The 25,639-nt window shown below is 53.6% G+C and carries 27 protein-coding genes; 8 read left to right on the top strand and 19 right to left on the bottom strand.

All coding sequences use genetic code 11. The annotated features are described in order from the left end of the window. Positions 1–314 precede the first annotated feature (314 nt). Genes JKP81_RS03905 through yobA form a run of 3 tightly spaced genes read right to left on the bottom strand, consistent with a single transcriptional unit; the run spans position 315 to position 1,919 of the window. Complete coding sequence (locus tag JKP81_RS03905) at positions 315–653, bottom strand: YebY family protein (protein ID WP_200550651.1); 339 nt, start codon at positions 651–653, stop codon at positions 315–317. Between the two features lie 18 nt (positions 654–671). After that, positions 672–1,541 carry a copper homeostasis membrane protein CopD gene (gene copD, locus JKP81_RS03900; RefSeq protein ID WP_200550650.1) on the bottom strand — a complete coding sequence of 290 codons (870 nt, stop codon included), beginning with the start codon at positions 1,539–1,541 and terminating at the stop codon, positions 672–674. 3 nt (positions 1,542–1,544) lie between these two features. Next, the gene (yobA, locus tag JKP81_RS03895; RefSeq protein WP_200550649.1) at positions 1,545–1,919 is read right to left on the bottom strand and encodes a CopC domain-containing protein YobA; all 375 of its coding nucleotides are present in this window, start codon (positions 1,917–1,919) and stop codon (positions 1,545–1,547) included. 137 nt (positions 1,920–2,056) lie between these two features. On the opposite strand from yobA, the gene JKP81_RS03890 reads away from it, so the two are divergent. Together JKP81_RS03890 and exoX are read left to right on the top strand one after the other, a co-directional pair. Then, the gene (locus tag JKP81_RS03890) at positions 2,057–2,287 is read left to right on the top strand and encodes a DNA polymerase III subunit theta (RefSeq protein ID WP_017456949.1); all 231 of its coding nucleotides are present in this window, start codon (positions 2,057–2,059) and stop codon (positions 2,285–2,287) included. An 11-nt stretch (positions 2,288–2,298) separates the two neighbouring features. Next, positions 2,299–2,961, top strand: coding sequence for an exodeoxyribonuclease X (gene exoX / locus JKP81_RS03885; protein WP_200550648.1), 663 nt, complete (start codon positions 2,299–2,301; stop codon positions 2,959–2,961). Here exoX and ptrB read toward each other — a convergent pair. The 4 genes from ptrB to JKP81_RS03865 all read right to left on the bottom strand — a co-directional run bounded on the left by ptrB (position 2,943) and on the right by JKP81_RS03865 (position 6,598). After that, the gene (gene ptrB, locus JKP81_RS03880) at positions 2,943–5,018 is read right to left on the bottom strand and encodes an oligopeptidase B (protein WP_200550647.1); all 2,076 of its coding nucleotides are present in this window, start codon (positions 5,016–5,018) and stop codon (positions 2,943–2,945) included. The genes exoX and ptrB overlap by 19 nt on opposite strands. 81 nt (positions 5,019–5,099) lie before the next feature. Continuing rightward, complete coding sequence (locus JKP81_RS03875) at positions 5,100–5,756, bottom strand: tellurite resistance TerB family protein (RefSeq protein WP_200550646.1); 657 nt, start codon at positions 5,754–5,756, stop codon at positions 5,100–5,102. Positions 5,757–5,850: 94 nt separating this feature from the next. Continuing rightward, positions 5,851–6,201, bottom strand: coding sequence for a protein YebF (gene yebF / locus JKP81_RS03870; RefSeq protein ID WP_200550645.1), 351 nt, complete (start codon positions 6,199–6,201; stop codon positions 5,851–5,853). Between the two features lie 58 nt (positions 6,202–6,259). Continuing rightward, positions 6,260–6,598 (bottom strand): YebG family protein, encoded by a 339-nt coding sequence (locus tag JKP81_RS03865; protein ID WP_200550644.1) that lies wholly within the window; start codon positions 6,596–6,598, stop codon positions 6,260–6,262. 131 nt (positions 6,599–6,729) lie between these two features. Here JKP81_RS03865 and purT point away from each other — a divergent pair, with 131 nt between their 5' ends. Beyond that, the gene (gene purT, locus JKP81_RS03860) at positions 6,730–7,908 is read left to right on the top strand and encodes a formate-dependent phosphoribosylglycinamide formyltransferase (protein ID WP_200550643.1); all 1,179 of its coding nucleotides are present in this window, start codon (positions 6,730–6,732) and stop codon (positions 7,906–7,908) included. A 211-nt stretch (positions 7,909–8,119) separates the two neighbouring features. On the opposite strand, the gene kdgA is transcribed toward purT, so the two are convergent. The 3 genes from kdgA to zwf form a co-directional block, all read right to left on the bottom strand. After that, entirely contained in the window at positions 8,120–8,761 is a 642-nt protein-coding gene (gene kdgA / locus JKP81_RS03855; protein ID WP_007371596.1) for a bifunctional 4-hydroxy-2-oxoglutarate aldolase/2-dehydro-3-deoxy-phosphogluconate aldolase, read from the bottom strand. Between the two features lie 38 nt (positions 8,762–8,799). After that, entirely contained in the window at positions 8,800–10,611 is a 1,812-nt protein-coding gene (gene edd, locus JKP81_RS03850; RefSeq protein WP_065368194.1) for a phosphogluconate dehydratase, read from the bottom strand. Between the two features lie 234 nt (positions 10,612–10,845). Continuing rightward, the gene (zwf, locus tag JKP81_RS03845) at positions 10,846–12,321 is read right to left on the bottom strand and encodes a glucose-6-phosphate dehydrogenase (protein WP_020454115.1); all 1,476 of its coding nucleotides are present in this window, start codon (positions 12,319–12,321) and stop codon (positions 10,846–10,848) included. A gap of 342 nt (positions 12,322–12,663) precedes the next feature. Here zwf and JKP81_RS03840 point away from each other — a divergent pair, with 342 nt between their 5' ends. Both JKP81_RS03840 and pyk read left to right on the top strand, forming a co-directional pair. Beyond that, the gene (locus JKP81_RS03840; RefSeq protein WP_017456940.1) at positions 12,664–13,533 is read left to right on the top strand and encodes a MurR/RpiR family transcriptional regulator; all 870 of its coding nucleotides are present in this window, start codon (positions 12,664–12,666) and stop codon (positions 13,531–13,533) included. Between the two features lie 125 nt (positions 13,534–13,658). Then, entirely contained in the window at positions 13,659–15,101 is a 1,443-nt protein-coding gene (pyk, locus tag JKP81_RS03835) for a pyruvate kinase (protein WP_017456939.1), read from the top strand. Positions 15,102–15,150: 49 nt separating this feature from the next. Here pyk and lpxM read toward each other — a convergent pair whose 3' ends face one another. The 3 genes from lpxM to znuA all read right to left on the bottom strand — a co-directional run bounded on the left by lpxM (position 15,151) and on the right by znuA (position 18,541). Beyond that, complete coding sequence (lpxM, locus tag JKP81_RS03830; protein ID WP_200550642.1) at positions 15,151–16,122, bottom strand: lauroyl-Kdo(2)-lipid IV(A) myristoyltransferase; 972 nt, start codon at positions 16,120–16,122, stop codon at positions 15,151–15,153. 130 nt (positions 16,123–16,252) lie between these two features. Continuing rightward, entirely contained in the window at positions 16,253–17,581 is a 1,329-nt protein-coding gene (mepM, locus tag JKP81_RS03825) for a murein DD-endopeptidase MepM (protein ID WP_200550641.1), read from the bottom strand. Between the two features lie 15 nt (positions 17,582–17,596). Continuing rightward, on the bottom strand, positions 17,597–18,541 hold the full coding sequence (znuA, locus tag JKP81_RS03820; RefSeq protein ID WP_200551062.1) for a zinc ABC transporter substrate-binding protein ZnuA: 945 nt from the start codon (positions 18,539–18,541) through the stop codon (positions 17,597–17,599). 79 nt (positions 18,542–18,620) lie between these two features. Here znuA and znuC point away from each other — a divergent pair, with 79 nt between their 5' ends. Continuing rightward, positions 18,621–19,376 carry a zinc ABC transporter ATP-binding protein ZnuC gene (gene znuC, locus JKP81_RS03815; protein ID WP_200550640.1) on the top strand — a complete coding sequence of 252 codons (756 nt, stop codon included), beginning with the start codon at positions 18,621–18,623 and terminating at the stop codon, positions 19,374–19,376. Continuing rightward, complete coding sequence (gene znuB / locus JKP81_RS03810; RefSeq protein WP_020454120.1) at positions 19,373–20,158, top strand: zinc ABC transporter permease subunit ZnuB; 786 nt, start codon at positions 19,373–19,375, stop codon at positions 20,156–20,158. Before znuC ends, znuB begins: the two co-directional genes overlap by 4 nt. A 39-nt stretch (positions 20,159–20,197) precedes the next feature. Here the strand turns inward: znuB and ruvB are convergent, their stop codons facing one another. From ruvB to JKP81_RS03795, 3 genes are all read right to left on the bottom strand, one after another. Then, positions 20,198–21,208: a Holliday junction branch migration DNA helicase RuvB gene (gene ruvB / locus JKP81_RS03805; RefSeq protein ID WP_200550639.1), complete on the bottom strand. Its 1,011-nt coding sequence runs from the start codon at positions 21,206–21,208 to the stop codon at positions 20,198–20,200. A gap of 8 nt (positions 21,209–21,216) precedes the next feature. Beyond that, the gene (gene ruvA, locus JKP81_RS03800) at positions 21,217–21,828 is read right to left on the bottom strand and encodes a Holliday junction branch migration protein RuvA (RefSeq protein WP_200550638.1); all 612 of its coding nucleotides are present in this window, start codon (positions 21,826–21,828) and stop codon (positions 21,217–21,219) included. Positions 21,829–21,926: 98 nt separating this feature from the next. Then, positions 21,927–22,808, bottom strand: a complete 882-nt coding sequence (locus tag JKP81_RS03795) for an SDR family oxidoreductase (RefSeq protein ID WP_200550637.1) — start codon at positions 22,806–22,808, stop codon at positions 21,927–21,929. Between the two features lie 95 nt (positions 22,809–22,903). Here JKP81_RS03795 and JKP81_RS03790 point away from each other — a divergent pair, with 95 nt between their 5' ends. After that, positions 22,904–23,722 (top strand): helix-turn-helix transcriptional regulator, encoded by an 819-nt coding sequence (locus tag JKP81_RS03790; protein WP_200550636.1) that lies wholly within the window; start codon positions 22,904–22,906, stop codon positions 23,720–23,722. A gap of 26 nt (positions 23,723–23,748) precedes the next feature. On the opposite strand, the gene ruvC is transcribed toward JKP81_RS03790, so the two are convergent. From ruvC to nudB, 3 genes are all read right to left on the bottom strand, one after another. Then, the gene (gene ruvC / locus JKP81_RS03785; RefSeq protein WP_020454125.1) at positions 23,749–24,270 is read right to left on the bottom strand and encodes a crossover junction endodeoxyribonuclease RuvC; all 522 of its coding nucleotides are present in this window, start codon (positions 24,268–24,270) and stop codon (positions 23,749–23,751) included. Between the two features lie 37 nt (positions 24,271–24,307). Beyond that, positions 24,308–25,048, bottom strand: coding sequence for a YebC/PmpR family DNA-binding transcriptional regulator (locus JKP81_RS03780; RefSeq protein WP_045511314.1), 741 nt, complete (start codon positions 25,046–25,048; stop codon positions 24,308–24,310). Positions 25,049–25,195: 147 nt separating this feature from the next. Beyond that, on the bottom strand, positions 25,196–25,639 hold the full coding sequence (gene nudB, locus JKP81_RS03775) for a dihydroneopterin triphosphate diphosphatase (RefSeq protein ID WP_020454127.1): 444 nt from the start codon (positions 25,637–25,639) through the stop codon (positions 25,196–25,198).

Below are 25,639 nucleotides of genomic sequence, written 5' to 3'. Positions count from 1 at the left end.
ATGGTTTTGGGAATTTTCAGGACGAGATAAAGAAACCTGCATAACGTAGAGATAAAAAAAGACCGAACACGATTCCTGTATTCGGTCCAGGGAAATGGCTCTTGGGAGAGAGCCGTGCGCTAAAAGTTGGCATTAATGCAGGCTAAGTCGCCTTGCCCTTTAAGAATAGATGACGGCGTCAGGTTTTCCAGTCCGCGACAAAAGTGGTCAGAAAAATCAGGTTACCGTCACGCTTATGAAATGCAAAAAACCGCAAGGCGTGTTTACTCAGGCTTGCGGTTTTTTATTGTGGATCAGCGGATTATCGCTAGATTTTAACAAAGCGTCTCAGCTCGTGTAATAAAAGGCGCAAGGCTCATCTTTTCGCCAGGATTGGCAGGATTATCGATCTGGATGGTGCTAATCGGCTGAGCAATGGTCTTACCGCTGGCAACTTCTTTTTCAGCAATGTCATTCAACGGGTATTGCACCAGCGTGCTGGGGTTGATGGCATACAATGCATGACCTGGGCGGCACGTCAGCATGACTTCCTCACGGTTAAATGCCCATTTGTCTTTGCCAATCTCAAAGCGGCTTACCGTGATGACCTGCGGCGAAGCCAGTGCCGTACCTGAACATGCCAGCATTACCAGAACTAATAAACTCTTCTTCATTTTTCCCGCCAGGTTCATTCAAAAAGGTTCCCATGTTGCAAACAAACTTACCGCTGCCAGCACCAGTGCGCCCAGCCCTACTTCGACCCAGGTCAACGCGATAAAGCGTTGCCGCGCGGTGTCGCTTTGCAGATTCAGCCGCGGCACCAGAACATACCGATTCATCACAGCAATTGCTACCATCAGCGCCACAAGCGCACATTTCAACAATAACCCCTGGCCCCAGTGGCTCTGCCATGGCCAGACCAAACCCCGGATTAAGAGCGTATTGATAGCGCCAGTGAGGATCACCCCTGCGACGGCGAAATGACCGTACCAGGAAAAGCGCATCATGGCGGCAATCGCCGCCGCACGCCAGGGACCATGGGCCACTTTCATGCAGAATAATAGCGGCAACAACCCGCCCAGCCACATCGCGGCACATAATAAATGCAATGCATGATTGCCCCGCTGCGCGACGCCCATCGCGCCTTCCCGCATAGCGGCATGCCCTATTCCGGCTGCCAGGACAAATTGCAGGATCACCAGTAGCAGTATTTTACGTTGCTGTAACGGTTGCATAAGCACGACAACAAGCGCCAGACACGCAACAATAACTTGCCATGCCAGCACGGCTCCGGTTTGCGTCGCAGCGACTGCCAGCCAGATGTCCGGACGCACCACATCCTGCCAGCCATCGCCCATTGCCCCGCCCTGCACGGCAAACATTGCGGCTGCACTGCCTGCAGCAAGCCACAAACAGCCTCGTTGCCAAAAGAGAAAACGTTGCGAGAGAAGGCGTTGCAGACTGCCCGGCGCGAACCACACGCTAAATAACGTGCAGCCTAAAACCGATATCAGGGCCGCAAAATGCATAAAACGCAATCCAACCAACACGGCAGCTAACATCAGTCACTTCACAGAAAATGCGTACTGGCCACGGGTTTTGTGCCCGTCAACTGAAACGACATGCCAGTTAACGGTATAGTTGCCCGGCGATAGCGGCTCTTCCAGCGGAACAATCATCTGCGTTTTGTCATTCTCATTGCGCTTTACCACGCCAGTCTTGATAATTTGCTGCTGTGCGTTGGTCACCACGATGCCGCTAAATTTAGGCTCAATGCCTTCAGAAAAATTCAGCGTTAACGCTTGTGGCGCGGCAGTGACGGCGGCATCTGCGGCCGGGTACTGCCCTTTAAGATGGGCATGCGCCAGGACAGCAGGCGTAGCAAACAGGCTGACAATCAATGCGATGGCTCGCCAGTGGAAAGAGATTACAGCAGGCATATTGTTCATTCCTTTTAGTTATGCATATGGCACAAAGAATAACGTTGTACAATAATCGCGTCGAGTATCATCGGCGGCGCGCTTGTCTTTCTGCGACAGGCTTAGTAACTTTTGCCGCGTGAACCCAGGAGAACATCATGATTACCAATCTTGCGCAGCTCGAACAACAAGAGATGGACAAGGTCAACGTTGACCTTGCTGCGGCGGGTGTCGCGTTTAAAGAGCGTTACAACATGCCGGTGATTGCCGAAGCCGTTGAACGCGAGCAGCCGGAACATCTGCGAAACTGGTTTAGGGAACGGTTGATAGCCCACCGTCTGGCCTCCGTGTCGCTCTCCCGCCTGCCTTACGAGCCCAAAGTGAAATAATGGAGCAAGGCATGTTACGCGTTATCGATACTGAAACCTGCGATTTGCAAGGCGGCATTGTTGAAATTGCCTCCGTTGATGTCGTCGACGGGCAGATTGTTAATCCCATGAGCCATCTGGTGCGTCCGGACAGGCCAATCAGTCCGCAGGCCATGGCGATACACCACATCACCGAAGCGATGGTCGCTCATCAGCCGTGGATTGAGGAGATCGTACCGCTCTATTACGGGAGCAACTGGTATGTGGCGCACAACGCCAGTTTTGACCGCCGGGTGCTGCCTGAAATGCCTGGGGAGTGGATTTGTACCATGAAACTGGCGCGCCGCCTGTGGCCCGGTATCAAATACAGCAACATGGCGCTGTATAAATCCCGCAAGCTGAGTGTTCAGACACCTGTGGGGTTGCATCACCACCGCGCGTTATATGATTGCTACATCACCGCTGCGCTGCTAATCGATATTATGCAGGTGTCCGGCTGGACACCCGATCAAATGGCCACGGTAACCGGGCGTCCCGCTTTGCTGACGACATTTACGTTCGGTAAATACCGGGGGAAAGCCGTCTCTGAAATCGCCGATCGCGATCCGGGATACCTGCGCTGGCTGTTTAACAACCTGGAGCGCATGAGCCCGGAGCTACGATTAACATTAAAACACTACCTCGGCGAAGAGTGATTGTTCCCTTTTCCGGGCAACGTTCCCTGCGCCAGGGCGATTAAAAACGCATATTCCAGCGCAACACCTTCGTAGGATTTAAACCGGCCGGATTTCCCACCGTGCCCAGAATCCATATCCGTGCACAGCAATAGCAAATTATCATCGGTTTTATATTCGCGAAGTTTCGCGACCCATTTTGCGGGTTCCCAGTATTGCACCTGCGAATCGTGAAGGCCGGTCGTTACCAGCATATGCGGGTAGGCGTGCGCCGCAATGTTGTCATACGGACTATAGCTTTTAATGTAGTGATAATAGGTTTCGTCCTGCGGATTGCCCCACTCTTCAAACTCCCCGGTGGTCAACGGGATTGACTCGTCAAGCATTGTGGTCAGAGCATCAACAAAGGGCACCTGGGCAATGACACCGTGGAACAGCGATGGACGCTGGTTGATTACTGCGCCCATCAGTAATCCACCCGCGCTCCCCCCCATTCCGTAACAGAACAATGGCGAGCCGTAGCCTTGCGCCAGCAAGCTGTCGGTGACATCAATAAAATCGTTAAAACTGTTTTTTTTGTTGAGGAACTTCCCGTCCTCATACCATGAATGGCCCAATTCGCCGCCACCGCGAATATGCGCGATAGCGCAGACAAAGCCACGATCCAGCAAGCTTAACCGGCTGCTGCTAAAATCAGCATCCATACTGGCGCCGTAAGAACCATAACCATAAACCAGTAACGGATTCTCTCCTTTGCGGAAATGTTTATGGTTATAAACCAGCGACACTGGCACTTCGACGCCATCTCTGGCGTGGATCCACAGATGCTCGCTGCGATAATCGCTGGCATCAAACCCCGCCACTTCCATTTGTTTCAGAACACGACGTTCTCCGGTGTCCATATCCAGTTCAAACAACGTATCTGGCATGGTCATGGATGAGTAGCCATAACGCAGGCGTGATGTTTCCGGTTCCGGGTTGTAAGCAAGCCAGGTGACATAGGCGGGATCATCAAACGCGATACCGATAACTTCCCGGGTTTTGCGGTTAATCTGGCGCAAACTGGTCAGGCCGCGCTGGCGTTCTTCCACAACCAGCCAATCAGTAAACAGCGTAAACCCTTCAAGCATCACCTGCTCGCGCGCCGGTATCAGTACTTCCCAGCGCCGTTCATCGCGCACTTTGGTGCGATACAGACCGAAGTTTTTACCATCCCGATTGGATCGCAGGTAAAAAGTGTGCTGGTAGTGATCAAGACTATATTCGTGATCTTTGCGCCTTGGCAGAAAACGCAGCGGTTGCGCATCCGGCAGTTCGGCATCAAGGAGGAGCACTTCACTGGTGGTCGCGCTGGCAAGGTGAATAGTAATGTAGTGCTGGGAAGTGGTTTTACTCAGGCCAACATAAAAGGTCTCGTCCTGCTCTTCATACACCAGTTCATCCTGTTGCGAAGGCGTGCCAACAGTGTGTCGCCAGACCTGGTACGGCAGTAATGTAGTGGCGTGTTTTCGCACATAATAGAGCGTTTCTGAATCGTTAACCCAGACAAATTCCGGCGAGACATTATCCAGCATTTCCGGATACCAGTTGCCCGTCTCAAGATTGCGAAAACGCAGACCATATTGTCTGCGGGAAAGATAATCTTCGGCAATCGCCATAATGGTGTTGTCGGGCGAGACTTCCATACCGCCAAGGGTATAGAACTCGCTGTGTGACGCGCGCTGGTTGGCATCCAGTAACACCGACCACTCATCCCACTCGGAACTGAGAACCGACTGACGTTGATAAATCGCATACTCGCTTCCCGGCTCGTAGATATGCCGGTAACGGTAGCCATTTTTGATATAAGGTGCGGAGACTTCGCGCTGCGGTATTCGCGAGATAATTTCTGCCAGCACGTCGTCCTGCAACGCCTGCTGGGAGGCCATCACTTCGCGCCCGTAATCATTTTCCTGATGGAGATAATCCAGAACATCTGACTGCGAGCGCGTATCATCCCGCAGCCAGTAATAGTTGTCGATACGCGTATCACCATGCATCGTCATGGCGTGCGGTATTTTTTTTGCTTTCGGCGACATAGCACAATTCTTATTTGGTTTTACATACCTATAAGGGTGGCAAAACCCACGCGCGATGCAAGCGAAACGTAATTTAGATCATCAGCTAAGCGCTAATTTCTGCTTTTTGAGATCCGCCTCGATATCTTCACGCACGTCTTGCGGAATTTTTAAGGCGTCACCCAGGGCGTTCAAATAACTACGCTCCATAAAATGATCGATATCGATAACAGCGCAACTGAGGAAGTAAACTTCCAGCGCTTCTTCTTCGTTTTGCACTCCCTGCGCCAGACGCGCGGGGTCAAGCGGCTGGTCTATGGCATTCGCTACCAGTTGCTGCCCTTGCGCTTCCACGCCCGCTTCACGCAATTGCTGTTCTATCGCTGCGCGTTCTTTATCATCAATGTGTCCGTCGCTTTTGGCGGCGAAGACCAGCGCCAGGATCAGCCGCTCAGTGCGTACATCCAGAGGCGTATTTTGCTGACCAAATTGCGGCTCGCCTTGATGCGCATCCCGGATGCGATCCTTGTACTTATTCCACAATACGCTGCCCGCAACGGCACCTCCACCCACCAGCAAAGCGCCGGTGCCATATTTCGCGAGCAGTTTACGCGATGATTTACTGGCGACCAGCAGACCCGCCAGGCCACCTAATGCACCCGGAACCAACAAATTGTTGAGCCCCTGCCCATCTGATGACGGCGTCTGAGTATCACTTTTTTGACCAAGTAACGACTGCAGTTGATTTAACCAGCTCATAGAACCCTCGCTTACCATGACAGTTGTGCGCACAGAGTAAGCGAGGGGGATGTCAGGAAGTGTCTATATCTGAAAAGAATGGGAAAATGCGGTGTTACGGTTGCGGCTGATACTCCGCGGTTCCGCCTTTACAATTGATAGTCACTCGATAGTGAATATCAGTGCTTTTCCCGCGTACGGTTAACGGCACGACCCATTTATCATCTTTGCCAGTAATCTCCTTCGGATTGACCCAAGCGACCGGATCGGCCTGCCCCAGTTTCTTTTGATCGTCAGCCCAACGGACAATGCGATTCTGCAGATAATCCCGCTTAACACTGGCGGCGATGCCGTCTGCCTTGAGTCCCTCGCACGAGGGAAATTTCACCGATGTATCCGTAGCGGCATGCACCGCCATGCTGCCTGCCAGCAAAAGCAGACCGGTGAAAACTCCTGCTATTTTCATGCTTATCTCCTGGTTTTTATCCCTTCAAAGCATGGTACAAATTGCTGGCAGTGCAAGATCAGGCGACTTTCACGCGCTTCGCTGCACTTTTAATATCAACAGTGTCAGCCGTTTCTGAATCAGAAGAGTCAACCGGTGCAGTCGCGTCTTCAGCTTCAGCACCCGGTAATTTACCTGATTTCAGGATGCTGTTAAGCGCCTCTTTTTGCTCGGCAAGCCACAACGCCATCTGATCGCGCGCGTTGTCTTCCAGATCTACTGGCCCTGTTGCAAGCCAGTCACCGAGGACTTCGGCCAGATCGAGCATCTTATCGTAAGCATCGGCTTCCTTTTTACTGGCAAAAGACATTTTTTCCTCACCTTCACGAATGACTACGTATTTAACTTCTACCGCCATGATGCAGCCTCATTTAACTGTGTATTTATACAGTATAGTAGCGCGATGAAAAAACCACCGCAAGTGATAAAAGACAGACGCAAACGTTTTCGTTTATACTGCGCGCAAATTTTTTCTAACGGTACGATGCTATGACTCTTTTAGGAACTGCGCTGCGCCCTGCAGCAACACGCGTGATGTTATTAGGCTCTGGCGAACTGGGCAAGGAAGTTGCCATCGAATGTCAGCGTCTGGGGATTGAAGTGATCGCCGTGGATCGCTATCCCGATGCACCTGCAATGCATGTTGCGCATCGTTCACATGTTATCAATATGCTTGATGGCGCGGCGTTGAAGGCGCTGGTTGAGCTGGAGAATCCCCACTTTATCGTGCCGGAAATCGAAGCTATCGCCACCGACACGCTGATTGAGCTGGAAGCGCAGGGTCAGCATGTCGTCCCTTGCGCACGCGCCACTAAGCTAACGATGAATCGTGAAGGTATCCGCCGCCTGGCGGCTGAAGAGTTACAGTTGCCGACCTCCAGCTACCGCTTTGCCGACTGTGAAGCTGCATTTCAGCAAGCCGTCGCGGAGATAGGTTTGCCCTGTATTGTAAAACCGGTGATGAGTTCTTCCGGTAAAGGCCAGAGCTTTATTAAAAGCGCCGATCAATTAGCAGACGCCTGGGAATATGCCCAACAAGGCGGCCGCGCAGGCGCCGGTCGGGTGATTGTTGAAGGCGTGGTCAACTTTGATTTTGAAATCACACTGCTGACCATCAGCGCGGTCGACGGCGTACATTTCTGCGCACCGGTCGGCCATCGCCAGGAAGATGGTGACTACCGCGAATCCTGGCAACCGCAGCAGATGTCGCCTCTGGCGCTGGAGCGCGCACAAGCGATCGCCAGCAAAGTGGTGCTGGCACTTGGCGGGTATGGTCTGTTTGGCGTTGAGCTTTTTGTGTGCGGGGATGACGTTATCTTCAGCGAAGTTTCTCCGCGCCCGCACGATACCGGCATGGTGACCTTGATTTCACAGGATCTTTCCGAGTTTGCTTTGCATGTCCGCGCATTTCTCGGCATGCCCATTGGTGCGATTCGCCAGTATGGTCCATCTGCTTCGGCCGTGATCCTGCCTCGCCTGACCAGCCAGAATGTCACCTTTGATAACGTAAACAACGCCGTAGGTGCTGGCGTGCAGCTGCGCCTGTTTGGTAAGCCGGAAATTGCGGGCTCCCGCCGTATGGGCGTCGCGCTGGCCGTGGCAGATAACGTTGAAAAAGCGGTGGAATATGCCATTGCGGCGGCGGCGGCGGTGACAGTCAACGGGTAATCTGCCTCACGGGCGGAATTGATTGTTGCCTGGAGGCGTACACAACTCTCGCAGAAGCACCTGCCAGCCCCTTGAGAACTAAATCCGGGGGCAATAAACGGAGTCGCATCTTTTGATGTCCGTAGCCCTGGACGAATCAAAACCATAAAAAAGCCCGGTCGGCGTTAGCTGACCGGGCTTTTTATCAGGTGGACTTCAGACCCGCCGAAAATTACTGTTTCGCGCCTTCTACTGCTTCGCGAGCCAGTTTAGTGATGCGATCGTAGTCGCCTGCTTCCAGCGCATCGGCCGGCACCAGCCAGGAACCACCGATACACAGCACGCTTTTCAGCGCCAGGTAATCACGGTAGTTAGCCGGAGAAATACCGCCAGTCGGGCAGAAACGAACCTGCGAGAACGGACCCGCGATCGCCTGCAGCGCTTTGGTGCCACCATTAGCTTCTGCCGGGAAGAATTTAAACTCTTTCAGACCGTAGTCCATACCCAGCATCAGTTCAGAAACGGTGCTGATACCCGGGATCAACGGGATAGTGCCTTCGGTTGCGGCTTTCAGCAGCGGCTCGGTCAGACCCGGGCTGATGGCGAACTGAGCGCCAGCTGCGGTTACTTCAGCCAGCTGCTGCGGGTTCAGCACGGTACCAGCACCGATAATCGCGTCCGGCACTTCCTTCGCGATAGCGCGAATAGCGTCGATAGCGCAAGCCGTACGCAGAGTCACTTCCAGAACGCGAACACCACCTGCAACCAGCGCTTTCGCCATCGGTACGGCGTGCTCCAGTTTGTTCACTACGATTACCGGCACTACCGGACCCGTTTTCAGGATTGCTTCTGCACTCGTTTTCCAGTTTTTCATCAGTGTTTTTCTCTCGCCAGAACTAAAATCTTGTCGTCTTAAAAAGTGATACAGGTCGCGCCTTGTTCCGCGCCGGAAAGTTTTTCCCGCAGCGCACCAAACATTTCGCGCCCTGTGCCCACGCGCATCGCGCTAAGGTCAGGAATATGTGGCTGACGTGCGGCAAGAACGTTGTCATCAACCAGCAGCGTTAATTCGCCGGTCTGCCCGTTAACCCGAATCATGTCGCCATCATGCACTTTTGCCAACAACCCACCATCATATGCTTCTGGTGTAACGTGGATTGCCGACGGCACTTTACCTGATGCTCCTGACAGCCGTCCATCAGTAACTAATGCAATTTTGAAACGGCGGTCCAATAATACACCAAGTGGCGGCATGAGTTTATGTAATTCTGGCATACCGTTCGCTTTTGGCCCCTGATGACGAACAACGACCACACAATCGCGATCCAGCAGCCCTGCCTCAAATGCGGGCAGCACGTCATGCTGGCTTTCAAAAATCACCGCCGGTGCTTCAATCACCTGGTTTTCTACCGGTACGGCGGAGGTTTTCATTACCGCGCGTCCGAGGTTGCCGCTCAGTACTTTAGTGCCGCCATGTTTAGAAAATGGTTTATCAATGCTGGCGATTACGTTGTCATCCAGCGACGCGGCTGCGCCATCACGCCAGTCAAGCTCGCCGTTGTTGAGCCACGGCTCGTGGGTATAACGCGCCAGGCCAAAGCCTGCGACAGTATTAACATCTTCATGCAGCAGACCGCCTTTCAGCAGCTCGCGCAGTAAGACCGGCACACCGCCGGCTGCCTGGAAGTGATTAATATCCGCCGGGCCATTCGGGTAGAGGCGCGCCAGCAAAGGAACAACGTCTGAGAGATCGGAGAAATCATCCCAGTTAATGATAATGCCCGCTGCACGCGCCATCGCCACCAGATGCATGGTGTGGTTTGTGGAACCGCCGGTCGCCAGCAGCGAAACGATACCGTTAACCACCACTTTTTCATCAATCATTTTGCCAAGCGGCATCCATTCGTTGCCATTGCCGGTAAGGCGCGTCACCTGGCGAGCAGCAGCCTCCGTCAACGCTTTGCGAAGCGGCGCATCCGGATGCACAAACGAGGAACCCGGCAATTGCATGCCCATAAACTCAATCACCATCTGATTGGTGTTGGCGGTACCGTAGAAGGTACAGGTGCCTGGGGCGTGATAGGACGCGGCTTCTGACTCCAGCAGCGCCATGCGATCGACTTTGCCCTCAGCATACAGCTGGCGGATACGCACTTTCTCTTTGTTTGCCAGGCCGCTCGCCATCGGGCCTGATGGCACAAACACTGCCGGCAGGTGACCAAACGACAATGCTGCCATTGCCAGCCCCGGGACGATTTTATCGCACACGCCCAGATACAGCGCGCCATCGAACATGTTATGCGACAGGCCGACCGCAGCAGACATGGCAATCACTTCGCGGCTCAGTAAGGATAACTCCATCCCGTCCTGACCTTGCGTTACGCCATCGCACATGGCCGGAACACCACCAGCCACCTGCCCGACTGCATTCACTGAATGCAGTGCTTTACGAATAATATCAGGATAGACCTCGTAAGGCTGGTGCGCAGAGAGCATGTCGTTATAAGAGGTGATGATCGCAATGTTGTTGCGCAACATGCTTTTGAGGGAGGCTTTATCATCGGGCTGGCAAGCAGCAAAGCCGTGCGCCAGGTTACCGCAAGCGAGTGTTGAGCGGCGTACGGTGTCGCTTTTCGCTTGTTCAATACGCGCCAGATAGGCTGAGCGGGTTTCGCGCGAACGTTCAATAATGCGATTTGTTACGCGTAACATTGTCGGGTTCATAGAGGCTCCTGAAGTTTATCTGTCCGGGGAAGCCGCGTTAACAGTGCGATTAGCTTTACGTAACAAGCTGAAAGCACCAGAGCGCCGCGCCCCAAAGGCAAAATCGCTTCAGCCAGTGTAATAAAAAAAGCCCCGCTGGTGAATCCAGTCGGGGCTTGAAAGATGAAAAATTGTTCGGATAGCTGAGTTAGATCATGTTACCGGTAAAATTGCGCAACGCTAACCAGAGGCTAATCACTCAAACTCGTTCCAGGAACGGCCATCACGGGTGATCATGGCTACCGAGGCCACAGGCCCCCATGTTCCTGCCTGGTAAGGTTTCGGCGAGTCGTTATCCGCCGCCCAGGCTTCCGTGATGGAATCCACCCATTTCCATGCTTCTTCCACTTCGTCACGGCGCACAAACAGCGCCTGAATACCGCGCATTGTTTCCAGTAACAGACGCTCATAGGCATCCGCCAGATGCGTCTGATTGAACGTTTCGGAGTAGCTCAGATCCAGCTTGGTGATTTGCAGATTGTGTTTGTGATCGAGCCCCGGCACTTTGTTCAGCACCTGGATATCCACCCCTTCGTCCGGCTGCAGGCGAATAGTCAGCTTGTTCTGCGGCAGATCCTGCCAGGACTCTTTGAACAGATTCAGTTCCGGTGTTTTAAAGTAAACAACCACTTCAGAACATTTGGTCGGCAGACGTTTACCGGTGCGCAGGTAGAACGGCACGCCAGCCCAGCGCCAGTTATCAATGTCGACACGGATAGCAACGAACGTCTCGGTGTTGCTGGTCTTATTCGCGCCTTCTTCTTCCAGATAACCCGGCACTTTTTTGCCCTGGGCGAAACCGGCGCTGTACTGGCCGCGGACGGTTTTTTCACGCACATTGGTGCGATCAATACGGCGCAGCGACTTCAACACTTTTACTTTCTCGTCACGAATACTGTCGGCGCTCAGATCGGACGGCGGCGACATGGCAATCATGCACAGAATTTGCAACAGGTGGTTCTGGATCATATCGCGCATTTGTCCGGCCTGGTCGAAATAGCCCCAGCGCCCTTCAATGCCCACCTCTTCCGCCACGGTGATTTCAACGTGATCGATGGTGCGATTGTCCCAGTTATTGACGAAAAGAGAGTTAGCAAAACGCAGCGCCAGCAGGTTGAGCACCGTCTCTTTACCGAGGTAATGGTCGATACGATAAACTTGGCACTCTTCGAAAAACTCGCCCACCTGGTCATTGATTTCCCGCGATGTGGCAAGCGATGTGCCCAGCGGTTTTTCCATCACCACGCGCGCCGGTTTGGCGTTCAGTTTGGCTTCACCCAGGCCTTTGCAGATTGCACCAAAGGTGCTTGGCGGCATGGCGAAATAGTTGATGGTGGTGCGATTTTTTTGATCCAGCATCTCGCCGAGACGTTTGAATGCAGACGTATCGTTGACATCCAGATTGCAAAAATCCAGACGACCACTCAGCTTGTCCCACAGGCTCTCGTCGATCTTCTCCTTCATAAAGGTTTCAAGCGCTTCGCGAACAACCTTGGTATACGCTTCCTTATCCCAATCAGCGCGGCCCACGCCCAGGATTCGTGTCTCCGGGTGGATCTGGCCCGCTTTTTCCAGTTGGTACAGGGAAGGCAGCAATTTCCGGCGGGCAAGGTCGCCCTTGGCGCCGAAAATGACCAGGTCACACGCCTGGGCTGTTTGTATTACCGCCATGTCTTTCTCCTCAGTTGGCTATCCTGGAGCTTCAGCCAGGCCTCAGTTGTAATTTTATTACAGTGCACTGTACTGCTTTTACGTAATTCCCGAAACTGTTAAGCCTTGTCAGGACGTGCGTTATCTTGTTGTGACGAAAAAACTGTTCTTTCGCCCTGATAAAGCGGGATATTTGCCCAATACACAGCCGGTAAAATCCGACTCTGATCATGTAATGAAAAAAAACAACAACATTTCTCATCACGACTTACCTTTCTGCGCGTCGCAGGGGTAATATCAAGCTAAACCGCATCACGATTCCATCTATTGGTGTAATCGTTTTACCATGAGCGTTTATCACCCATGAATATGCTGGAAAAAATCCAGTCACGGCTGGAACACCTTAGCAAATCCGAACGTAAAGTGGCGGAAGTGATCCTCGCCGCGCCTGACCAGGCCATCCACTCAAGCATTGCCGCACTTGCGCAAGAAGCGGATGTTAGCGAACCAACAGTGAACCGTTTCTGCCGCAGCCTCGATACCCGGGGCTTCCCCGATTTCAAACTGCATCTGGCGCAAAGTCTCGCCAACGGCACGCCCTATGTTAATCGAAATGTTGATGAAGATGACAGTGTTGAAGCCTATACCGGCAAAATCTTCGAATCCGCGATGGCCAGTCTCGACCATGTGCGCCAGTCACTGGATATGGCGGCGGTAAACCGCGCCGTAGATTTACTGACGCAGGCGAAAAAAATTGCCTTCTTTGGCCTTGGTTCTTCTGCCGCCGTTGCGCATGATGCGATGAACAAATTTTTCCGCTTCAATGTGCCGGTGGTCTACTCCGATGACATTGTGTTGCAACGCATGAGTTGTATGAATTGTAGCGACGATGACGTCGTTGTGTTGATTTCACATACCGGAAGAACCAAGAATTTAGTGGAACTTGCGCAACTGGCGCGTGAAAACGATGCCATGGTGATAGCCCTTACGTCCGCAGGCACGCCGCTGGCGCGTGAGGCAACGCTTGCTATCACTCTGGATGTTCCGGAAGATACAGATATTTATATGCCAATGGTTTCTCGTCTTGCGCAACTCACAGTTATTGATGTGCTGGCAACAGGCTTCACATTGCGTCGGGGAGCAAAATTCAGGGATAACTTGAAGCGAGTCAAAGAAGCACTGAAAGAATCGCGCTTTGATAAAGAGCTGCTTATTAAAAGCGATAACCACTAATAGTAAATATAAAGCGGTAACCTCTTACGCTGTCCGATCTGACACATCGCCCTTCACAGCAGGGCGCCAAATGACCGGATTTATGTTCACGCAACACCAAGTTGTTTCAGTCAACGGAGTATTACATGTCCAGAAGGCTTCGCAGAACCAAAATCGTAACCACCTTAGGCCCGGCTACTGACCGCGATAACAACCTTGAGAAGGTGATCGCTGCAGGCGCTAACGTGGTACGTATGAACTTCTCACACGGAACACCTGAAGATCATAAATTACGTGCGGATAAAGTGCGTGAGATTGCGGCAAAACTGGGACGTCATGTTGCTATCCTTGGCGATTTACAAGGGCCAAAAATTCGTGTTTCCACCTTTAAGGAAGGCAAAGTTTTCCTGAACATCGGGGATAAATTCCTGCTTGATGCCAACCTCGGTAAAGGTGAAGGCGACAAAGAAAAAGTGGGCATCGACTACAAAGGTTTGCCTGCTGATGTCGTGCCGGGCGATATCCTGCTGCTGGACGACGGTCGCGTACAGCTGAAAGTGCTGGAAGTTCAGGGCATGAAAGTGTTTACCGAAGTGACCGTTGGCGGCCCACTATCGAACAACAAAGGCATCAACAAGCTCGGCGGCGGCCTCTCTGCTGAAGCACTGACTGAAAAAGACAAAGCGGATATCGTGACGGCTGCATTGATCGGCGTTGACTACCTGGCCGTCTCCTTCCCGCGCTGCGGCGAAGATCTTAACTACGCTCGCCGTCTGGCGCGCGATGCCGGTTGCGATGCCAAAATCGTGGCAAAAGTTGAGCGTGCAGAAGCGGTCTGCAATCAGGATGCGATGGATGATGTGATCCTCGCCTCTGATGTAGTAATGGTCGCACGTGGCGATCTCGGTGTTGAAATCGGTGACCCGGAACTGGTTGGTATCCAGAAAGCGCTGATCCGCCGTGCGCGCCAGCTGAACCGTGCGGTGATCACCGCGACACAGATGATGGAGTCGATGATCACCAACCCGATGCCAACGCGCGCGGAAGTGATGGACGTTGCCAACGCCGTGCTCGACGGCACCGATGCGGTCATGCTCTCTGCCGAAACGGCCGCGGGCCAGTATCCATCCGAAACCGTAGCTGCAATGGCTCGTGTGTGTCTGGGCGCTGAGAAAATTCCAAGCATCAACGTCTCCAAACACCGCCTGGATATTCAATTCGATAACGTGGAAGAAGCGATTGCCATGTCGGCCATGTATGCGGCAAACCACCTGAAAGGTGTAACCGCTATCATTTCGATGACAGAATCAGGTCGCACCGCGCTGATGACCTCGCGCATCAGTTCCGGGTTGCCGATTTTCGCCCTCTCTCGCCACGAGCGTACGCTCAACCTGACAGCCCTGTATCGCGGCGTCACCCCGGTCTATTTCGACAGCGTCAATGACGGCGTGACAGCAGCTCACGATGCAGTAAACTTGCTGCGCGATAAAGGCTATTTGCTGTCCGGTGACCTGGTTATCGTGACTCAGGGTGATGTGATGAGCACCATCGGCACCACGAACACCACGCGAATTCTGACCGTAGAATAAGCGGTTATAGAAAGCAAAAGGCCTCTCATTGAGAGGCCTTTTTTATGGACTATTTTTTCGCAAATAAATCTTTGCGCCTGTAAGGCTCGGTCTCTCCCGGTTTCCGCGTTTTTAATAATTTGAGGATCCAGGTGTATTGCTCAGGATGCGGAGCGACAAACTTTTCAACTTCTTCGTTCATACGCCGGGCAATCGTGTTGTCATCGGCAGTGAGCAGGTCGTCCATCGGCGGCCGCACCTGAATAATCAGCCGGTGTGTTTTCGCATCATAAACCGGGAACAGCGGCACCACGCGCGCACGGCACACTTTCATCAAACGGCCAATCGCCGGCAGGGTCGCTTTATAGGTTGCAAAGAAATCAACAAATTCGCTGTGCTCCGCACCGTGATCCTGGTCCGGAAGGTAGTACCCCCAGTAGCCCTGACGTATCGACTGAATAAAAGGCTTGATGCCATCATTACGCGCATGTAAACGCCCGCCAAAACGACGTCGCACGGTATTCCATACATAATCGAATACTTTGTTGCCCTGATTATGAAACATCGCCGCAATGTTGCGCCCCTGTGATGCCATTAACATCGCCGGGATATCAATGCCCCAACCGTGCGGAACAAGGAAAATCACCTTCTCTTCGTTGCGGCGCATTTCATCAATAATTTCCTGCCCCTGCCATTCCACACGCGGCATGACCTTTTCCGGGCCACGTAGTGCCAGTTCCGCCATCAGAACCATGGCTTGAGGCGCAGTGGCAAACATCTCATCAATGATTGCTTCTCTTTCCGCATCGCTTTTTTCAGGGAAGCAGTAGTAAAGATTGATCTGCGCACGGCGGCGCGCACTTTTGCCGAACTTTCCGGCCAGACGACCAAGTTTGCCGAGTACAGGATCGCGCACCGACGGCGGGATCATCGCTACGCCCGCAAAAGCCAGCACTCCCAGCCACGCGCCCCAGTAGCGCGGATGGCGAAATTCTTTTTCAAACTCAGGAATGTATTCAGCGGTATTTTTTTTCGTTTCCATGCATCTTCCGCAGGCGAGAAATCAGTTCACATAAAATAATGAGATAGTGTAGCGAGGCGCCATCCATCGCACAAAAGAAAAAGCCGATGCGGTTTGGACATCGGCTTCGGACGCACATTTGTTAAACGAATCAGTCTACCTTTAACTGAGGCAGAATCTCTTTAACCTGTGCCAGATAATCTTTGCGATCCGACCCGCTTAAGCCTTCGGTTCTCGGCAGCTTCGCCGTTAACGGATTAACCGCTTGCTGGTTGATCCACACTTCATAGTGCAAATGCGGCCCAGTAGAACGCCCGGTGTTCCCGGAGAGCGCAATACGATCGCCGCGTTTCACTTTCTGCCCTGGTTTTACCAGCAGTTTGCGCAGGTGCATATATCGCGTGGTATAGGTGCGCCCGTGACGGATAGCGACATAGTTGCCTGCAGCACCGCTGCGTTTCGCCACGACGACTTCCCCATCCCCTACCGCGAGCACAGGCGTACCCTGTGGTAACGCGAAATCAACGCCTTTATGCGGTGCAACTCGACCGGTAACCGGGTTCAGACGACGGGGGTCAAAATTCGAAGAGACACGGAACTGCTTAGATGTCGGGAAGCGCAAAAATCCTTTTGCCAGGCCTGTACCGTTGCGATCGTAAAATTTGCCGTCTTGCGCGCGGATTGCATAATAATCTTTGCCGTCGGAACGCAGACGCACACCAAGTAACTGGCTTTGCTCTTGCTTGCCTTCCAGCATTTCGCGGGACATGAGTACGGAGAATTCATCGCCTTTTTTCAGCTTGCGGAAATCCATCTGCCACTGCATGGCTTTAATCACCGCGCTGACTTCACCGCTGGTTAGCCCGGCGTCGCGCGCGCTGGAAACAAAACTCCCGCCGACTGTCCCTTTCATCACCGAGTTTACCCAATCGCCCTGCTGCGTTTCGCTACTCATTTTGAAGCCGCCATCAACGCGGTCATAAGTGCGGGTCTCGCGGCGGGACATCTCCCACGTCAACCGCTGCAAATCGCCATCCTCAGTCAGAGTCCAGGAGATCTGTTGGCCGATTTTCAGGTTACGCAGCTCTTTATCCGCAGCGGCAAGCTGGCTGATATCACCCATATCAATGCCGTACTGGTTAAGAATGCTGCTCAGCGTATCGCCCGTGGATACTACATATTCATGTACGCCGGCTTCATTGGAGGTTTTCTCATCGAGTTCATCCTGCGGAATAGCGTCAACATCGTCATCCGATGCAGTCTGGTCGATAGGTTCGCTGGCTTCCGGCAGCAAAGAACGGATTTCGCTCTTCGGCAGCTCGATAGCTTTAACAATGGGTGTAACGGATTCGGGGTGGTAAACATACGGACGCCAAACGGCGACCGTGAGAGTGAGAACTGTAAGCGACCCCAGCATAACGCGGTGGGGTCGAGGCAGATTATTAAATGCCAGGGCGACAGAGCGGGCTATCTGTTGCACGTATTCACTTCCTCGTTATTCTCCTTTCAGGCAGCTCGCATACTGATGTGAAAGTTGGGCAAGGAACTGCGGATAGCTCTCTTTGCCTAACTTGATGCCGATACCGAGCGGATCCAGCGTTCCCATTCGAACGGATGTCCCTCTGGCAACAGCTTCTACGACCGCTGGCCTGAACTGTGGCTCAGCAAAAACGCAGGTTGCTTTTTGCTCAACCAACTGTGTTCTGATTTCATGTAAACGCTGCGCACCAGGCTGAATTTCGGGGTTGACGGTAAAATGACCCAGCGGAGTCAGTCCGTAGTGTTTTTCAAAGTAGCCGTAGGCGTCATGAAAAACAAAATACCCTTTCCCTTTCAGCGGTGCCAGCTCGTTACCGACCTGCTTATCGGACTGGGCTAATGATGCCTCAAATGCTTGCAGGTTGGCGTCCAGCTTGGCTCGACTTTGCGGCATAACTTCCACTAATTTATCGTGGATTGCAACCGCCGACAGCCGCGCAATCTCTGGGGAGAGCCACAGATGCATGTTGTACTCACCGTGATGGTGATGCTCGTCACTTTTTTCGTCATGATGATGTCCATCATCATGGTCGTGCTCATCCTCGTCCGCCCCTTTCATGAGTAGCGTTTTCACACCATTCAGTTCCGCCATCGTCACTAATTTTTTCGCCGGGATTTGCTGCGCGGAACGCACCATAAAGGCTTCCATTTCTGGCCCGACCCAAAATACTAAGTCCGCGTTCTGTAAGCGTTTTACATCCGATGGACGCAGGGAATAATCGTGCTCTGAAGCGCCATCCGGCAGTAATACTTCTGTCGGCGTCACCCCATCAGCGATTGCTGACGCGATAAATCCCAGCGGCTTTAATGACGTTACAACGGCGGCATTAGCAGTTTGTGCTGCTCCACCGAGAAGCGCAGCGGATAACGCTGCGCAAAGAAGCGTATTTTTATGTAACATAATGCGACTATTAATCGTAATGAATAAGTGGAATGTGATATTATAACATTCGACAACTTGTGCAACCCCCATAAATGCTATGACGAATCTTGTAACGCTCGAAAAAATCACTGTCGCATTCGGCCAACGTCGCGTCCTGTCTGATATTTCGCTGAATTTACGCGCGGGTAAAATTTTAACCCTGCTGGGCCCTAATGGCGCGGGCAAATCAACGCTGGTGCGCGTTGTGCTTGGGCTGGTAGCACCCGACTCCGGGTTGATCAAGCGTGACAAAACGCTGCGCATCGGATATGTGCCGCAGAAATTACACCTGGACGCTACTCTGCCGCTCACCGTTGGCCGTTTTATGCGCCTGCGTCCTGGCACCAGCAAAGGCGATATTATTCCCGCACTAAAACGAGTGCAGGCCGCACACCTGGTCGATGCGCCAATGCAAAAACTGTCTGGGGGCGAAACCCAACGTGTATTGCTGGCGCGAGCACTGCTTAATCGCCCGCAATTGCTGGTTCTTGATGAGCCAACCCAGGGCGTTGATGTGAATGGCCAGGTGGCGCTGTACAACCTGATTGACCAGTTGCGTAAAGAGCTGGACTGCGCTGTATTGATGGTTTCTCACGATCTGCATCTGGTTATGGCAAAAACCGATGAAGTGCTCTGCCTGAATCACCATATTTGCTGTTCTGGCACGCCGGAAGTGGTTTCAATGCACCCGGAATTTATCTCCATGTTCGGCCAGCGTGGCGCGGAACAGTTGGGGATTTATCGCCACAATCACAACCACCGCCACGATTTACAGGGCCGCATTGTGCTGCGCCAGGGTAACGGACACTCATGATTGAATTATTACTGCCCGGCTGGCTTGCCGGGGTTATGCTCGCCTGCGCGGCGGGACCGTTGGGCTCATTTGTTGTCTGGCGCAGAATGTCATATTTCGGCGATACGCTCGCGCATGCTTCTCTGTTGGGTGTCGCTTTCGGTTTGTTGCTGGACGTCAATCCATTTTATGCAGTGATCGCCGTTACGCTGCTGCTGGCCGCCGGGCTGGTATGGCTGGAAAAACGACCTCATCTGGCCATTGATACCCTGCTGGGGATCATGGCGCACAGCGCACTGTCGCTTGGTCTGGTTGTTGTCAGCCTGATGTCAAATATCCGTGTCGATTTAATGGCCTATCTGTTCGGGGACTTGCTGGCGGTAACACCCGGCGATCTGGTGGCGATCGCCCTGGGCGTTGTCGTGGTGCTGGGGATTTTGTTCTGGCAATGGCGCAATCTGCTGTCGATGACCATCAGCCCCGAGCTGGCATTTGTCGATGGCGTGAAGTTGCAGCGTGTGAAGCTGCTGCTGATGCTGGTCACTGCGTTAACGATTGGCGTTGCCATGAAATTCGTCGGCGCACTGATCATCACCTCACTGTTGATTATCCCGGCCGCGACATCGCGACGCTTCGCACGTACGCCGGAGCAAATGGCAGGCATCGCAGTCGGTATCGGCATGATCGCCGTCACCGGCGGACTGACATTTTCGGCTTTTTATGACACGCCTGCGGGCCCATCCGTGGTGTTGTGCGCGGCGCTGCTGTTTATCTTCAGCATGATGAAGAAACCCGCCAGCTAAAGCGAAAGGCCGGAAGCAAATGCTCTCCGGCCTTTAACGTTATGGCATTTGCGGCGGCGTTATACCAAAGTGATTCCACGCTCTGACTGTCGCCATCCGTCCACGTGGCGTACGCTGCAAAAAGCCCTGCTGGATAAGATACGGCTCCAGCACATCCTCAATCGTTTCGCGCTCTTCACCAATGGCTGCCGCCAGGTTGTCCAGCCCGACCGGGCCGCCGAAGAACTTATCGATAACCGCCAACAGTAGTTTACGATCCATATAGTCGAACCCTTCGGCATCGACATTCAGCATGTCAAGCGCCTGGGCCGCGATATCAGCGGTGATATCGCCATCGTGCTTCACTTCGGCGAAATCGCGCACACGCCGCAGCAGACGATTCGCAATACGCGGCGTACCGCGTGAGCGGCGCGCCACTTCCAGCGCACCCTCCTCGCTCATCTCCAGCCCCATATAGCGCGCGCTGCGCCCCACAATGTGCTGTAAATCTGCCACCTGATAGAACTCCAGACGCTGCACGATACCGAAACGATCGCGCAGCGGCGACGTGAGCGAACCTGCGCGTGTTGTCGCGCCAATCAAGGTAAACGGAGGTAAATCGATTTTGATTGAGCGCGCCGCTGGCCCTTCACCGATCATGATATCCAGCTGGTAATCTTCCATCGCCGGATACAGCACCTCTTCGACAACCGGCGAGAGGCGGTGTATTTCATCGATAAACAACACATCATGCGGCTCGAGATTAGTGAGCATCGCAGCAAGATCGCCCGCTTTTTCCAGCACCGGCCCTGAGGTTGTGCGCAGATTGACACCCATCTCGTTTGCCACGATATTCGCCAGCGTCGTTTTACCTAAGCCCGGCGGGCCGAAGATAAGCAGATGGTCCAGCGCGTCACCGCGCAGCTTTGCCGCCTGGATAAAGATCTCCATTTGCGAGCGCACCTGCGGCTGACCGATATACTCGTCGAGCATTTTCGGACGAATAGCGCGGTCTGCGACTTCCTCTATATTGGTGCTGGCGGGCGTGACCAGACGGTCTGCTTCAATCATCCTCTACCTCACAACGCCGCGCGCAGCGCTTCGCGGATCAGGGTTTCACTGTTGGCGTCCGGACGCACAATCTTACTTATCATCCGGCTGGCTTCCTGAGGTTTATAGCCCAACGCCACCAGCGCAGCAACGGCTTCTTGTTCCGCATCATCCGTCGTCGGGCTCGCCGGAGAGGCCAGCACCAAATCAGCAGCCGGGGTGAAGAGATCGCCGTGCAGACCTTTAAAGCGATCTTTCATCTCAACAATCAAACGCTCGGCGGTTTTCTTCCCGATTCCCGGCAATTTGACCAGCGCCGCAGGATCTTCGCGTTCGACGGCGTTGACGAACTGCTGCGCCGACATGCCGGACAAAATTGCCAGCGCCAGCTTTGGCCCAACACCATTGGTTTTTATGAGCTCACGAAACAGCGTCCGTTCCTGCTTGTTATTAAAGCCGTATAACAGCTGAGCGTCTTCACGTACCACAAACTGTGTAAAAACAACCGCCTCTTTTCCGGCGTCCGGGAGCTCATAAAAGCAGGTCATAGGCATATGGACTTCATATCCCACGCCCCCCACTTCCAGCAGAACCAACGGGGGTTGTTTTTCTACAATAATGCCTCTGAGTCTGCCTATCACGTGACGCTCCTGCGTTAACGGCTGAAAGTGTAATGCCGTATGATAAAAAAAGGCTGGATAGATATCCAGCCGAATATACAGGAAAACGCGAGCGCGGTTCAGGAATTCGCGTAATAGGCCGCATCCGCAAGATCGGTGAGTAAGTCGCGTTGCGCAGGCTGCCAACCTAAAACGTCGCGGGTTCGTTCGCTGGACGCGGACATATCCGCGGCGGCAAAGGTGGCAAACCAGCCAAAATGGTCGGCACTGCGTGGTTCAGCGGGCAGCCCCAACATGTTGCCAATGGCGATAGCAATCTCCCGCATCGCGATCCCTTCCTCGGCTACCGCATGATATACCGTTTCCTTTACGCCACTTTCCAGCGCCAGCCGGTAGAGCTTCGCCGCATCAAGACGATGTACCGCCGCCCAGCGATTATTCCCCTCGCCCGGCCAGGCGGAAACACCGGTTTTCTTCGCCAGCGCGATCAAAATCGGGATAAAACCGTGATCGCCCACGCCATGAACGGTTGGTGCCAGACGCACACTGGCAGCCCTGACACCTTTTTCGGCCAGAGCCTGTGCCGCCAGTTCGGAACGGCGCAGATAATCCGGCGCGCTGACAGGTTTATCCTTTTCAGTTGCTGGCCGCCCCTGAACCAATCTTGCCAGCCCCGAGGTCACCAGCAACGGACGATCGCTACCAAGCAGCGCCTCCCCCATCACTTCAATAGCGCGTCTGTCCTGTTCGCAATTTTCCGCAAAACGGGAAAAGTCGTGATTAAAGGCGGTATGGATCACCGCATCCGCACGCGACGCCGCGTCAAACAAGAGGGAGTGATCATCCAGCGTTCCGGAAACAACCTGCCCTCCAGCGGCCAGCAGTGTCTGTGCTTTATCCGTATTTCTGGCCAGGCCGCTCACCTGGTGCCCGGCAGCAATCAACTCTGCCGCCACTTTTGCGCCGACCCAACCGGTCGCGCCCGTTAGAAAAACATGCATGCGTGTGCCTCCTGATGTTGACTCGCGCCGTTATCCTTATAAATATCCTTTGTTGTGAAAAGTAGTGATGTTATCGGGGTATAAGGACTAACAGGATGCAAAGCGTTTCTCAGCCTAAAGATCTGGGCAGTTACCTGAAATCGCGCCGGGCGCAGCTTGACCCTGTGGCGCTGGGTTTTCATACCGCGCGGCGACGTACGCCGGGGCTGCGCCGTGAAGAAGTGGCGCATCTGGCCTGTATTAGCGCCACCTGGTATACCTGGCTTGAGCAAGGTCGCGGAGGTACGCCTTCGGCGGAAGTGCTGGAGCGAATTTGCCAGGCGCTGCGTCTTACTGAGCGCGAACGCGAACACGTTTTTCATCTGGCATTAGGTCGTGCTCCTGGCATGCATTACCCGGTCAGAGGGACAGTGACAGAAAGGCTGCAAAAAGTGCTGGACTGTATGCACCTGAGCCCGGCGATGATCCGCAATGCGACCTGGGATGTGCTCGCCTGGAACAAAGCCGCCACCGTGGTTTTATCCGATTACCCCAGCCAGCCCGCGCATGAACGTAACATTCTGCGGCGCATTTTTCTTAATCCCCAGGCGCGTGCCGCGCAGGCAGACTGGCACTCGCTCGCCCGCTTTCTGGTGGCCGCTTTTCGTGCGGACGCAACCCGCGCGGGTGCGTCGATTGAGATCCGTCCTCTGGTTGAAGAACTCAGTGCAGCTTCTGCTGAGTTTGCCGAGCTCTGGCAAAATAATGATATAGAGGTAATGGAAGAAGGCACCAAAATCCTGCTGCATGGCGCTGTTGGTCGGTTGTCGCTGGAGTACTCGAGTTTTTCGGTGGAAGGGCAACCGGACCTGACAATGGTGGTCTATAACCCATCAACCGAAGAGGACGCGCGCAAAATAAGTTCGCTATTATAAAAAAAGCGCCGGTAAACCGGCGCTTTTTAGCGTAATCGTCCGCGAGCCAGATTGAGCCTTGTGCTGCTCACCTGCAACGCATTCTGGCTGACATGACAATGCGTGATGGCGATAGCCAGCGCATCTGCCGCATCCGCCTGCGGGTTAGCGGGCAGTTTCAACAGCGTGCGCACCATATGTTGCACCTGGCTTTTTTCCGCGCTGCCAATCCCCACCACCGTCTGTTTTACCTGCCGTGCAGCATATTCAAACACTGGCAAATCCTGATTCACGGCGGCGACAATCGCCACACCGCGCGCCTGCCCAAGCTTGAGTGCTGAATCGGCATTTTTCGCCATAAACACTTGTTCGATAGCGAAAAAATCCGGCTGGAATTGGGTAATGATCTCCGTCACGCCTGCATAGATCAGCTTCAGACGCGACGGTAAATCATCCACTTTGGTACGGATACAACCGCTGCCGAGATAGGTCAGTTGCCGTCCCGTCTGGCGGATCACGCCGTAACCGGTGACGCGCGAACCCGGATCGATACCGAGAATGATCGCCATTATGCGTCTCCGGTTACAGGCGAGTTAATCAGCGACATTAGAGTGTCGCCGCAACCTCATCAGAGATCTCACCGTTGTGGTAAACCTCCTGCACGTCGTCGCAATCTTCCAGCATATCGATCAGACGCAGCAGTTTCGGCGCGGTTTCCGCGTCCATGTCGGCTTTGGTCGACGGGATCATGGAGACTTCAGCGTTGTCCGCTTTCAGACCCGCAGCTTCCAGTGCGTCACGTACCGCGCCCATCTCTTCCCATGCGGTATAAACGTCAATTGCGCCATCATCAAATGTCACCACGTCTTCAGCACCGGCTTCCAGCGCCGCTTCCATAATGGTGTCTTCGTCGCCAGCGTCGAAGGAGATAACCCCTTTTTTGCTGAACAGATAGGCAACAGAACCGTCAGTACCGAGGTTACCACCGCATTTGCTGAAAGCATGACGCACTTCCGCCACGGTGCGGTTGCGGTTGTCACTCAGACACTCCACCATCACCGCCGTGCCGCCAGGGCCATAACCTTCATAAATGATGGTTTCCATGTTCGCGTCATCATCACCACCCACACCACGCGCGATAGCGCGGTTTAAGGTGTCGCGGGTCATGTTGTTAGACAGCGCTTTATCAACCGCCGCACGCAGGCGCGGGTTAGAACCGATATCGCCGCCGCCGAGGCGAGCAGCCGTTACCAGTTCACGTATGATTTTGGTAAAGATCTTACCGCGTTTAGCATCCTGTGCCGCTTTGCGGTGTTTGGTGTTGGCCCATTTACTATGACCTGCCATAAAAAACTCTCCAATAAAGCCTTTTCCCGGCGGCTTTCAGCCCTCTGGCACGTTGGCTGCTCCCGTTCGCACCCGTTACTTACCACAGTAAGTACCTGGCGACGCCGGGGGTTGCCACCTTCCTGAGAATTGAAATTCCAGGGGAAATTAGTCGGCGTTAATAACAAATTCTTCAATCGCCTGCCGGTTGCTCCACGACTTGGTTAATGCCGCCGCTGCCGGGGCATCAAGCCAGCGGTACGCCAGATGTTCACTAAAAACAATCTGGCGTTCATGGGGCAGCGCAAGACAAAACCAAGATTCGGTATTGTGCGTAACGCCCGGCGCATAGCGATGACGTAAATGACTAAATATTTCAAACTCCACCGTGCGCTGACAGTCGACTAAGGTCAGTTGCTCGCAAGCAATATCGATGTCGACCTCTTCCTTTACTTCACGCATGGCGGCTTGCGACGCTACCTCTCCTGCTTCGAGACTGCCGGTAACCGACTGCCAGAAATCAGGATCGTCGCGTCGCTGCAACATCAGCACCCGTTTCGTGTCCTCGGCGTAAATCACCACCAGCACGGAAACAGGGTGCTTAAAGGCCAT

This window comes from Kosakonia sp. LAM2021 (genome assembly GCF_016620385.1).
Classification (GTDB): domain Bacteria; phylum Pseudomonadota; class Gammaproteobacteria; order Enterobacterales; family Enterobacteriaceae; genus Kosakonia; species Kosakonia sacchari.
This window is presented reverse-complemented; position numbering and strand designations above follow the sequence as displayed.